The organism is Planktothrix pseudagardhii, assembly GCF_904830925.1.
In the GTDB taxonomy this organism is placed as follows: Bacteria; Cyanobacteriota; Cyanobacteriia; order Cyanobacteriales; family Microcoleaceae; genus Planktothrix; species Planktothrix tepida.
Genome location: NZ_LR882967.1, coordinates 4,479,404 through 4,491,198, shown reverse-complemented (window position 1 = coordinate 4,491,198; position 11,795 = coordinate 4,479,404). Strand labels below are relative to the sequence as shown.

The window sequence follows — 11,795 nt, the reverse complement described above, 5'->3', positions numbered from 1 at the left end:
AAAATCAGGCTGATTCTAACTTGTATGATTGATCTTAGGTATCTATCTCTAGGGTGAAAATAGTGTTTAGCGGATTAATCTCAAATCTTCTTTGATTTTTTCAGGCGGACTATGTTGGAGATGATTTGTGTTTTTTTAATTTTTGCGCTAGTGAAGGAAATGGGGCGATATTCTGAATCCCAGGGAACATCTCGATAGGTTTCACGGGTAACTTGCGTTAAGCCAAAACTTAAGTTACTAATGGAGTGATAGCCAGACAATTGGAGCCAAATGTTACTAAAATCACCACGTTGGTTTTCATCGGTGGGAATTCAGCATGAACTAGAAGTATTGCTAATTTGTGCTAACACTCAGGTAAACCCAGAAAACAGGCAGAGATTGAAAACTCTACGGCAAGAGAATATAGATTGGGTCAAGTTGATAGAGATGGCAAATTACCATAAGGTGATGCCGCTTTTGTACTCAAACCTGAATGGGATTTGTCCAGAAGCCGTTCCCAAACCGATTTTGACAAAGTTACGACTAGAGTTTCAGTTTAATACTCGCAAAAGCCTGTTATTGAGTGGTGAACTGGTCAGATTGTTGAATTTGTTTGAAACCCAAGGAATCCCCCTTCTTCCGTTTAAAGGGCCTGTATTAGCAGCGGCTGCTTATGGGAATTTGCTACTCCGACAATTCAGCGATTTAGATATTCTAATTCATACTTCAGATATTGAACAATCAAAAGCACTGTTTTTATCTGAGGGATATCAAATGAAAATTGAGCGCGTCGAACTAACCCTCGAACAGGAAAAAGTGTTTTTGCGATCAGATCAAATCTATCAATTTGTCCGCGAAGCTGCCTACCCATTTCTTCACCCTAAAAAAGAAATATTGGTAGAACTTCACTGGGGAATTATGCCACAGTATTTTTCTTTTCCTATTGATGATCAGGGGTTATGGGAAAACTTAGATTCAGTGGTGATTGCGGGGAAAACAATACCCAATCTATCGCCAGAAAATACAGTTTTGGCAATTATAGGACACGGAACCAAAGAGTGTTGGACACAACTGGCTCGCATCTGCGATTTATCTGAATATATTCGCTCTCATCCCCAATTAGACTGGGCAAAATTAATCGAGAAAGCAACAGAAAAAGGCGGTCAACGAATGTTGTTTTTAGGTTTAACCCTTGCTGATCATCTTTTAGGAACAATTCTACCCCAGGATATCTTACAAAAAATAAAAGCCGATCCAGAAGTAGAATCCCTAGCTAATCAAGTATACAAACAGCTTGTTTATCAAGTCGATAGTTCGTTTAAAGATGGTTCAACGACCCGCTTTCATATCAAAGTCAGAGAACGACTTCAAGATCAGGTGCGATACTTTGTCCAGGTTGCAATTACACCAACAACGACTGATTGGTTGGTACTTCCCTTAGCGAAATTTCCCGCTTTTATTTACTATCTGCTGCGACCCCTACGGTTAATAATAGAGCAGGTTGTTAAAAAAGTTAAGAAATAACTGAACATCGTTTCAATTTTCTAAAAGTTTTTGGGTGTCATCTACTCCCCTCTTAAAAGAGAAATTTTAATCCTTTAAAGCTTTAAATATTTAAAGGAAGGTAACACTATGGCTTTTTTTATTGAGTCAAAATAAACAACACTTTTTTGCGAATCAAATCTCAAATTCACGGAAAATGAACTTGACATTCATCTAAGGTTATAGTAAGGTTAAAGATAGTTAAATACAACTGAGTTTATCCACCCAAAAACCAGAGCAAAAATGATGAATCCAGACGAAAAATTTAATGCCAATACGCCCAAAGTTGTTCATGAAACTATTGATGGTGAAGTCGTTGTTGTCAACTTGGAGCAGGGAGATTATTTTAGTTTAGTTAAAGTGGGTGCAGATATTTGGGACGGTTTGATTAGAGGTCTTTCCAGAGGCGATATTGTATCAGAAATCATTCAGCACTATGAAGGTGATCACAGCGTTATTGAAAATGCAGTTAATCATTTTATCGAACAATTACAACAGGAAGAACTAATTGTTGTCAATACAGGAGATGGGGTAGACAGTCACAACAACCCTAACGATCCAACTCCAACCCTTCCTAACTTAGAAAAATTAAAATTTGAACCTCCCAGCTTACAGAAATACACGGATATGGAAGAACTACTGGCTTTAGATCCTATCCATGAAGTTGACGAGGAAATCGGTTGGCCGAGTGCTAAAGTTGAAGTTTAATTGCTTCAAAAAAGGGAGGGTTTTTCCTCCCCATTTTTTAATCATTGTCGCTGAGTCCCAAAAATCAGATGATTACAAATACATTTGAAAATATTGATCATTCTGCTCAGAAAGACCCTTTAGATTTTTTCAATACTGTTTATGAATTCTATGAAAAAGCTGAGGTTTCTGCTGGGGGTTGTATTGACCGTTTTTACTGCATAGCAGGGTTTAAAATTCGGTTGCGGTTTGCTGGTGGTGCCTTAATTCCATACATAACTCCGGCTTTAGCACACTTAGAAACAGAACCTTTTTCTGATCCAGCACTTACAATTTGTTTGTGGGATAGCACCTCGACAAATACCGTAATGCCTCCTCCACCTTGGCAGAAAAACGATTATCTTTCCAAGCGCGGAGAAATTCACGGTTACAATAGCGATCGCATTCACACCAGTTTCCAATGGGGTACATTTGTGTTAAGTCTGTTGGATAGTGATCGCAATTTGGGAATTTATTGGGTTAAAAACGCCGAGCGGATTCCTTATTGGGAAAGCGGATCTCCTCTACGGACAATTTTAAACGTCTGGATGAGTAAGCGGGGAATTCAGCTAGTTCATGGTGGTGCTGTCGGACTTCCATCGGGTGGCGTGTTGCTAGTCGGAAAAGGAGGTTCTGGTAAATCGACAACCGCTTTAACTTGCCTGAATTCAGAGCTTTTTTATGCCAGCGACGATTACAGTCTCATCTCCCCCGAACCAACCCCGACGGTATTTAGCATCTACAACACGGGCAAAAAAAATGCCGATGATGTGAACAGATTACCCTTTTTGGCGACGGCTATCAGTAATCGAGATCGCCTTTCAAAGGAAAAAGCAGTTTATTTCATTAACGACCATTTCCCCGAAAAAATATTGATACAATTCCCCATCCGTGCAGTTTTAATGCCGCGCATTACGGGAAAAACAGATACATCCTTAACAGCTACCTCTGCTGCTGCTGCTTTAGCTTCACTCGTCCCCAGTACCCTAATTCAATTACCAGGTTCTGGTAAAGAAGCTTGCCAAATTATGATGCAAGTCTTGCAACAAGTTCCTTGTTATTATCTCGAACTCGGTACTGATTTAGAACAAATTCCTCAAGTCATTTTCAACCTCATTACCAAGCAATAAGCAATGGAAAATCAGCCATTATTTGTTAGCGTTATCATTCCGGTTTATAACGGAGAAAAATATTTAGCGGAAGCTATTCAAAATGTCAAAAATCAGGATTATCAACCCTTAGAAATAATTGTCATTGATGATGGTTCAACAGATAAAACGGCGGAAATAGCTGCCCAATTTAAGGCCAGTATCCGCTATATTTACCAGCAAAATAGTGGGCCAGCAGCGGCTCGCAATCACGGTATAAAAGTAGCCAATGGTGATGTAATTGCCTTCTTAGATGTTGACGATCTCTGGTCGGATGATAAACTGAAACTGCAAGCAAATTACTTAGCAAATAATCCTTCGGTAGAAATTGTCCAGGGATTAATCCAACAAATTCAGCGTTTTGAAGATCCTGAAAATAGTCACTCAATCTTTAAAATAGTTTCTAATCCCTATCAATTTGTTTACTTAGGTAGCTCAATATATCGAAAGTCCCTGTTTGCAAAAATTGGCCTACTTGATGAAACACTACGGTATGCTGAAGATATGGATTTATTTTTTAAAGCCTGGGAAAGTAATATATCTAAAGTGGTGCTCGATCAAGTAACTCTATTAGACATCTCCGAAAATCTCCAAATGCCCTCTATCGCTACTTTTGGAATCTCTAGCACTCCTGTGCCGGCTTCTCCAAAAGTAACGGATTCATAGGCTTTTTCAGTCACATTAATAATAACTAATGAATTTTATCTCTGATATGCAATCATTTCTCAAAAGAATTCTGGGCAATTCTTAGATGGTAATACAATCGCTCCTATTCGCCATCTTATTAATCCACATACTGTCAAGATTATTGCTTCATAATTTTGCCTCTTTAACCGAAATCTTTCTGAAGCAACTCGATAAATTTTTATCAGTCTTATTAAATGTTCGACTACAATCCTTTGTTTAGCTTTTAATCGATTTTCTTCTTGCTTTTCAGCCGATATCTCTTGATTCCTCGGTTTCTTATGTGGTGTATTAATTGCTGTTTCTCCTACATAAGCTTTATCCCCTCTGTATTTTTGATTATTCCCCAATTCCTGGCTTCTTTCTCTCCACAATTTCAGATCACTTGTTGCTCCGGTATAACCCACAGCTACATCCACTATTTCTTTTCCATTTGGCATGACAATGACTTGATTTTTAAAGGTATGTGTCTTTTTCTTTCCTGAGTAATATTTTTTCTGCTCTTCATTGTCTGTTGGTCTTTCCCTGGGCTGTTCATAGCTATCTACTACTAACTCAAATTCCACCAGAATTTTTTCTACCCACTCCCAATCACTCTCGTTTTTTTTTACTTGCTCTAGCAAACTCGCTGGTAGTAATTCTCTCAAGATTTTTATCCAGTTATGGAAAATATCATTCGCTGTTGATTCACTGACTTCAAACTGTAACCCTAACATTTGAAATGTGGGCATTTGATGCAGATAAATTAGAGTCAGTAAGATTTGTTCCTCCACAGATAATTTCTGCCGACGACCCCCACCTGCTTTAATCAACCTGATTTTAGTTTTTTCTTTTTCCTGTCGTTTTTCTTCTTCTAATAACTCCGCAGCTTGAATGAGTTCTATCATCTGTTCATATTCCATCCCTAATAGCCTTTTTGCTTGCTGGGGATTCTTGTCCAGATAGTCTCTTAATTTACTCATCTCTAATCCGGGGTAAAATTTAATTTTATCATCTTTTTACCCCTCCTTTTTTCTATTTTGGAGATGTCTATTTTATAGAAAGCACGATGACAACATGACTAAGGATAAAAAGTTAGTTGAATTGGGGTTTGTAAGAATTTATAAAAAACATTTGGATCGATGCCGACAGAAAGGAGATTTTACGCGCTCGAATGAATTGCCAAATATGAAAGACTACATTGGTGTAGCGCCTCCGCACAAAGAACAAAAGAATGGATTAGTTACACAACTGCCAAAATTCTCTGATGCAAACGGTATAGGATAATGAAAGAAAATAACCCTCTAGTCAGCGTAATCATACCAGTTTTTAACGGCGATCGCCATCTGGCTGAAGCAATCGAAAGTGTTTTGGCACAAACCTATCGACCAATCGAGGTTATCGTAGTTGATGATGGTTCAACTGATAATAGTGCTAATATAGCGCGATCTGATCAACAAATCCGCTACATTTATCAAAACAATCAAGGTAACGGGCCAGCAAAAAATACGGGAATTTCAGTTGCTCAGGGGGAGTTGATTGCTTTTTTAGATGTTGATGATCTGTGGACATCTAATAAATTGAATTTGCAAGTTAATTATCTTCTTCAACACCCTCATATAGAGGCTACAATTTGCCAAATGCGTCACTTCTTGGAATCTGACAATGATTGGCCTTCGTGGTTAAAAAAAGAGCAAATAGATGCAGATGTAGCAGGCTATATTCCCAGTGCTTTAGTTGTCCGTAAAACTGTGTTTGAAAAAATTGGTAATTTCGATCCAACTTACAGACGTACCAATGATGCTGACTGGTTTTTTCGCGCCAAAGATGGGGGTATTGTAATTGCGATTATACCCGAAGTCCTTTTATATAAGCGTATTCATAACTCTAATTTATCCCATCAAACAAAAGAAATGAACTCAGAACTTATGGGCATTTTAAGGTCATCAATTGAGCGAAAACGCAATCAGAAGCTATCTAACCCTGAGTAAAGGAAATGGAAAAAATGAACTATACCCCGTTGGTGAGCGTAATTATACCAGTCTACAATTGCGAAAAGTATCTAGCAGAAGCTATCGAAAGCGTACTAGATCAAACTTATCAGCCACTAGAAATTATTGTAATAGATGATGGTTCAACTGATGGCAGTGCAGAAGTAGCAAAGCACTTTGGTACTACAGTGCAATACTGTTTTCAAGTCAATAGCGGTACGGCGGCGGCTCGTAATCGAGGAATAGAATTAGCCAAAGGCGATTTTTTTGCCTTTCTCGACGCAGATGACCTTTGGGTAGAAGATAAATTAACCAAGCAAATGGCAGCATTTACTAATAACCCCAATCTTGATGTCGTATACGGACAGGTTCAACAGTTTATTAGTCCAGAATTGGGGGAAAATCTGGAAGCAAAACTACAGGTTTCTCCTAAATTAGTACCAGGACATATTCCTTCAGCATTGCTAATCAAACGGGATTCTTTTTTTCAAGTTGGCTTATTTGAAACTCAGTGGAAATTAGCCGAATTCGCTAGTTGGCAGGTGCGTGTTACAGAGCTAGGACTCCAAACGATGATGTTACCCGAATTAGTAGCCAAACGGCGACTGCATGAAACCAATAAGGGAATTAAACAACGCGAATACCAAACTGAATATCTTCAAATTTTGAAAGCATCACTAGACCGCCGCCGTGCTAAAGGTTAGGATATTGAAATTGGTGGCTAATAATCGACGGATATGAATTTAAAAACTCGGCTAAACAACATCAAAACTCGTTTCAAAGCTGCATCCAAAGCCTTCCTTAATCCGATGCCTACGCTCAAACCAAAAGTTTTTGTCAAAACAGTAGATCCTGCTGTAGTTTTAGATAATCAGCTTTTAGCTGGAAAGAATGTCTTGATTACCGGAGCAGCAAGAAATATTGGTAGAAGTATTGCTATTGAAATGGCCAAACAAGGCGCCAATATTTTCTTCACCGATATTGTTGAGGAAGGATGTTTAAACTTAGAAGAAGAATTAAATACTTATCCAGTTAAGGTAAAAAGCTTTGTTTCCGACATATCAAAGCCTGAAGATATTGATTATTTATATAGCATTTTGGATAAGAAAAAAATCATAATTGATATTCTTGTCAATAATGTAGGAATTCAATTTGAAACAATTGGGATCAATAACTTGGATTTTGGAGAATGGCAGAAAACCTTTCAAACTAATATATTGGGGCCGATGTACCTCACCCAACGTATCGCCAAAATGATGGTAAATAATTCTATTCAGGGTGCTATTATTTTTCTGACTTCTATACACCAAGAAATACTTGTTCGCTGGCCTAGTTATAGTTCTTCAAAAGCAGCATTAGGCATGATTATCAAAGAATTAGCGGTAGAATTTGCTCCCTACGGAATCAGAGTAAATGGAATTGCTCCAGGTTGGGTTTTAGAAGATGAGCAAGGAAATCCATTCAGCCACGAGTATACGCCCCTGAATAAAAGTTCTATTAATCCTTGTTATATCGGCAGAGCGGCTGTTTATCTAGCTTCTGATTATTTTTCCAGGTTTACTACTGGCAGTATCATTAAAATTGATGGGGGATTATCGTTATTTAATTATCGTGTATTTCAGCAGCAACCTCAATAAAAAAGCACTGTTTATTTGGATGAAATATAATGTTGCGTATCGCCAAATGGGTCAATAGACAGATAAAAAAACTAGGTTCGACTTTTCCCCAAAAATTAGCATCGGGTCGATTAGAAGCCAAATCTCAAGGGTTTAGAAATCTCTTTCCTAAGAAAGTAAAGATCGATCGTGTAGCTACCGGATTTCAGTTTATTGAAGGGCCGATTTGGATAGATGAAGAAAAGCATCTACTATTTAGCGATATTCCCGCTAACAAAATTTTGCAGTTGACTCCTAATGGAGAGGTAAAAATATTTAGAAAACCTAGTAATAATTCTAATGGTTTAACCAGGGACAAACAAGGACGATTAATTGTCTGTGAACATGGGATGCGCCGAGTTACCCGTACCGAAAAAGACGGTTCAATTACGATTTTAGCTGATCAATTTCAAGGCAAAAAACTCAATAGTCCTAATGATGTTGTGGTTAAAAGTAGCGGTGCAATTTATTTTACAGATCCTCCTTATGGAATTCAACCGGAACAACAAGAACAACCCATCCAAGGAGTTTACTTAATTCCGCCAGATCATCAAGAAATCATTCTCCTCGCCGATGATTTTTCTAAACCCAATGGTTTGGCATTTTCACCGGATGAAAAACAGCTTTATATTGACGATTCACAATGTCGTCATATCCGAGTTTTTGATGTCACAATTGATGGTACACTTGCTAATAGTCGTGTGTTTCACGATATGAACATCAAGGAACCCGGTTCACCGGATGGCATGAAAATTGATGTCCAGGGAAACATCTATTGTACTGGAGCAGGGGGGTGTGGGTGTTTGATTGTGAAGGCAATCATTTAGGAACAATTGTCACTCCTGAACGCCCTGCAAATTGTGCTTGGGGAGATGAAGATGGGCAAAGTCTTTATATCACTGCTTGCACTTCAGTTTACCGAATTAGAGTTAATATTCCAGGGATTAAAGTACCGTAATTAATTAAAAGTATACCATGAATTTTAATCTAAATCAAGAGCCACAATTACTTTTGCAAGCCGCAGTTTTACAAGGTGAAGCAGCCATTAATTCCTGGCAAAAATGGAGAACATTAGTCAATATTGATGATGTAGATCAAGAATCTTATCGGTTATTACCGTTACTCTATCGTAATTTATCCGCTCATAATGTTACAGATCCATACATTGGCAGGCTTAAGGGAGTTTACCGACGTACCTGGGTTGAAAATCAAGTTTGGTTTCAACAAATTCGCTCTATTTTAGGGTCTTTTCAAGAAGCTGATATTAAAATTATGCTGCTTAAAGATCCCGCTTTAAATTTGCATTATTATCAAGATTATGGTCTACGTTATATGAATCATCTCGAGTTTTTAATTAACTCAAAAAATGTTTTAAACTCTATAAAATTATTACAAAAATTGGGTTGGACACCAAAAGAAAAAATTCCGAATCCCACTATCCCCTTTAGCCATTATATTGGATTTGAAAATGAATCTAAGCAATATTTAAGTCTTCGTTGGCATCTTTTCGCGGATGGTTTTAATGAAAATGTGGAAACTGAGTTTTGGCAGAATGCAATATTAACTCAAGTCAACGATTTTCCCGTTTATCTTTTATCTACAACTGACCAGTTATTTTATACCTGTGTATTTGGAGGATTAACAAATCTAATTTTACCGATTAGTCGGTTAGCAGATGCTACGATTATTATTCAATCATACCCATCTGAAATTGATAAAGATCGACTGCTAACATTAGCTAAAAAATACCGTTTTATTTTACAATTAAAATCGAGGATGATACAGTTACAGGAAATTCTCAATTTACCGATCTTATCCTCAATTTTATCCGAACTCGAAAAATTATCAATTTCTAAATTTGAAGATCAGGAAGATCAGGTGATAACGAGTAAAAAAAATACCGCCTTAAATCGTTTAAAAAAAAGATATTTTCAATATTCCAGAACAGTCAATACGGATAATTTTAACCTCTTCAATTTTTTCAGTTATCTGCAATATATTTGGGGTTTAGAGAATTTATGGCAAGTCCCAATACAAGCGATGCTACGAGGAATTAACAGGTAGATATAGCAAGTTTAAATGGATTGTACCATCATCATCAGGATTATTAATCCTCAAAAATGGACACAAATCCCAGTGTTAGGGCGAGAAAGGACACAAGCCCCTACGATGAATTGGATTTTAAGTCATTTCTACAACTGATTTAAACTTGCTATATCTCGTTAGAATTGAGCAAAACAACAATTAAGTTTCATACAAGACAAAACTTTCAGGAACTAAGGTTAATTCTGAAGTATCCGTTAACGTTTCGGGTAGATTTGATCCTAAACCCATCCATTTTTCATCGGTAGAATCTAAAAGCTTATGCCAAGTTTTACCGATTAAATTAGGACTGTAGGAAACCGGATTTTTGCTAAAGTTAATCAGACATAAAACCTGCTGATCTTCAAACCAACGCCGGAAGATTAATAATTTATCTTCCTCAATACATTGGACTTCTTGATGATTGCGATCGCGTAATTTTAAAGCTGGAATACTCCGCCGTAATCGAATCAAATTTTGATAGAATTCCCATAATATTTTATGCTTTCCTTCCTGTTTTAAGTTCCAATTTAACTTACATTGATCAAAGATTTCTCGACTTTGAACATCAGGAGGATCACCTGCCAGATGAAACGCTTCAAAATCAGCTTTTCGCCCTTTTCGCACAGCTTCAACTAGCTCAAGATCGGAGTGACTAATAAAATATTGAAACGGTGCAGGTTCCCCATATTCTTCCCCCATAAACAATAAGGGAATATAAGGCGAAAGTAACACCGTAGCCGCCGCTAACTTCAACGCTTCATAAGAGACTAAAGCCGTTAACCTTTCTCCTAGTAAACGGTTGCCAACTTGGTCATGATTTTGACTAAATACTAAAAATTGATAGGGAGGACAATCGATTGCCGACTCTCCATGTAACCGTTGACGGTTAGGGGAATAATCCCAAGTGTAAATAAAGCTTTCTCGGTAAGATTTGGCTAACTGCTCACAGCGACCATAATCTTTATAATACCCCATATTTTCACCCGTTAATACGGTATGAATGGCATGATGGAAATCATCACACCAATGCACATCTAACCCATACCCTCCGACCGCTTTAGAACGAATTAATTTTGCATCGTTTAAATCGGTTTCTGCCATTAAATAAAACTTTCGTCCTTGCTGTTGAGAGAATTCGGCTACATTATCAGCTAATTCCTTTAAAATATGTTTAGCACCGAGATCAAAAATGTTATCAGCCGCATCTAATCTCAACGCATCAATGTGAAAATCTCCTAACCAATACAGGGCGTTTTCAATCACAAACTGTCTCACCCCCTGACAGTAAGCTTGATCATAATTAATCGCAAAACCCCAAGCAGTTCGATAACGTTCAGTAAAATAGGGGCCGAATTCTGCCATGTAATTTCCTTCAGGGCCAAAGTAATTATAAACCGCATCTAAAATCACCGCAACGCCTTGCTGATGGCAAGCATTTACTAAACGTTTTAACCCTTCTACTCCGCCATAAGAATTTTGAGGCGCGTACAGATAAACACCATCATAACCCCAATTGCGATCACCGGGAAACTGACCAATGGGCATGATTTCAATGGCATTAATTCCTAAGTCTAATAATTCAGGAAGATGCGGAATAATGGCTTCAAAGGTTCCCTCTGGGGTAAACGTACCAACGTGCAGTTCATAAACAATTAATTCATCTAACGGAATTGTTTTCCAGTTCTGATCCTGCCAAACAAAGGTATTTTGATCGATGACTTCAGATGCACCATGAACCCCTTCCGGTTGAGAATGGGAAGCAGGATCAGGATGGGTAAATTGACCCTCTAATTGATAAAAATAACGGGTTCCTGGGGGAATATTTTCAACCGTTGCATTCCAATATCCCTGTTCATCTCGTTCTAAGGGAATTAATCGTTCTTCGGGAGACACAATTTTGAGAGAAACGGTTTCTCTTAATGGCGACCAGACGCGAAATTCACAGCGATTTTCGCCTAAATAATTTGCACCGAGTTTCATGATAAAATTTGGGGATTAACTACATC

General features: G+C 37.8%; 11 protein-coding genes and 1 pseudogene. 10 read left to right on the top strand and 2 right to left on the bottom strand.

The window, feature by feature from the left end; all coding sequences use genetic code 11:
* Window positions 1–270: 270 nt before the first annotated feature.
* From NMK36_RS19215 to NMK36_RS19200, 4 genes are all read left to right on the top strand, one after another.
* A complete protein-coding gene (locus NMK36_RS19215; RefSeq protein WP_254174412.1) occupies window positions 271–1,503 on the top strand; it encodes a nucleotidyltransferase domain-containing protein in 1,233 nt (410 codons plus the stop codon).
* 261 nt (window positions 1,504–1,764) lie between these two features.
* Window positions 1,765–2,229 carry a PqqD family protein gene (locus NMK36_RS19210; RefSeq protein ID WP_254174411.1) on the top strand — a complete coding sequence of 155 codons (465 nt, stop codon included), beginning with the start codon at window positions 1,765–1,767 and terminating at the stop codon, window positions 2,227–2,229.
* A 68-nt stretch (window positions 2,230–2,297) separates the two neighbouring features.
* Window positions 2,298–3,377: a serine kinase gene (locus tag NMK36_RS19205; RefSeq protein WP_254174410.1), complete on the top strand. Its 1,080-nt coding sequence runs from the start codon at window positions 2,298–2,300 to the stop codon at window positions 3,375–3,377.
* A gap of 3 nt (window positions 3,378–3,380) precedes the next feature.
* Window positions 3,381–4,061, top strand: coding sequence for a glycosyltransferase family 2 protein (locus tag NMK36_RS19200; protein ID WP_254174409.1), 681 nt, complete (start codon window positions 3,381–3,383; stop codon window positions 4,059–4,061).
* A gap of 59 nt (window positions 4,062–4,120) precedes the next feature.
* Here the strand turns inward: NMK36_RS19200 and NMK36_RS19195 are convergent, their stop codons facing one another.
* On the bottom strand, window positions 4,121–5,041 hold the full coding sequence (locus tag NMK36_RS19195; protein WP_254172698.1) for a transposase: 921 nt from the start codon (window positions 5,039–5,041) through the stop codon (window positions 4,121–4,123).
* Between the two features lie 94 nt (window positions 5,042–5,135).
* On the opposite strand from NMK36_RS19195, the gene NMK36_RS19190 reads away from it, so the two are divergent.
* The 6 genes and pseudogenes from NMK36_RS19190 to NMK36_RS19165 all read left to right on the top strand — a co-directional run bounded on the left by NMK36_RS19190 (window position 5,136) and on the right by NMK36_RS19165 (window position 9,768).
* Window positions 5,136–5,345 (top strand): hypothetical protein, encoded by a 210-nt coding sequence (locus NMK36_RS19190; protein WP_254174408.1) that lies wholly within the window; start codon window positions 5,136–5,138, stop codon window positions 5,343–5,345.
* On the top strand, window positions 5,345–6,049 hold the full coding sequence (locus tag NMK36_RS19185; protein WP_072719807.1) for a glycosyltransferase family 2 protein: 705 nt from the start codon (window positions 5,345–5,347) through the stop codon (window positions 6,047–6,049). The genes NMK36_RS19190 and NMK36_RS19185 overlap by 1 nt, the downstream gene beginning before the upstream one ends.
* 5 nt (window positions 6,050–6,054) lie before the next feature.
* Window positions 6,055–6,753, top strand: a complete 699-nt coding sequence (locus tag NMK36_RS19180; protein ID WP_245824266.1) for a glycosyltransferase family 2 protein — start codon at window positions 6,055–6,057, stop codon at window positions 6,751–6,753.
* Window positions 6,754–6,786: 33 nt separating this feature from the next.
* Entirely contained in the window at window positions 6,787–7,686 is a 900-nt protein-coding gene (locus NMK36_RS19175) for an SDR family NAD(P)-dependent oxidoreductase (RefSeq protein ID WP_254174407.1), read from the top strand.
* Window positions 7,687–7,715: 29 nt separating this feature from the next.
* A pseudogene (locus NMK36_RS19170) lies at window positions 7,716–8,662 on the top strand (SMP-30/gluconolactonase/LRE family protein).
* 17 nt (window positions 8,663–8,679) lie between these two features.
* Window positions 8,680–9,768, top strand: a complete 1,089-nt coding sequence (locus NMK36_RS19165) for a nucleotidyltransferase family protein (RefSeq protein ID WP_072719805.1) — start codon at window positions 8,680–8,682, stop codon at window positions 9,766–9,768.
* Between the two features lie 180 nt (window positions 9,769–9,948).
* Here the strand turns inward: NMK36_RS19165 and treZ are convergent, their stop codons facing one another.
* A complete protein-coding gene (gene treZ / locus NMK36_RS19160; RefSeq protein WP_254174405.1) occupies window positions 9,949–11,769 on the bottom strand; it encodes a malto-oligosyltrehalose trehalohydrolase in 1,821 nt (606 codons plus the stop codon).
* Window positions 11,770–11,795 lie beyond the last annotated feature (26 nt).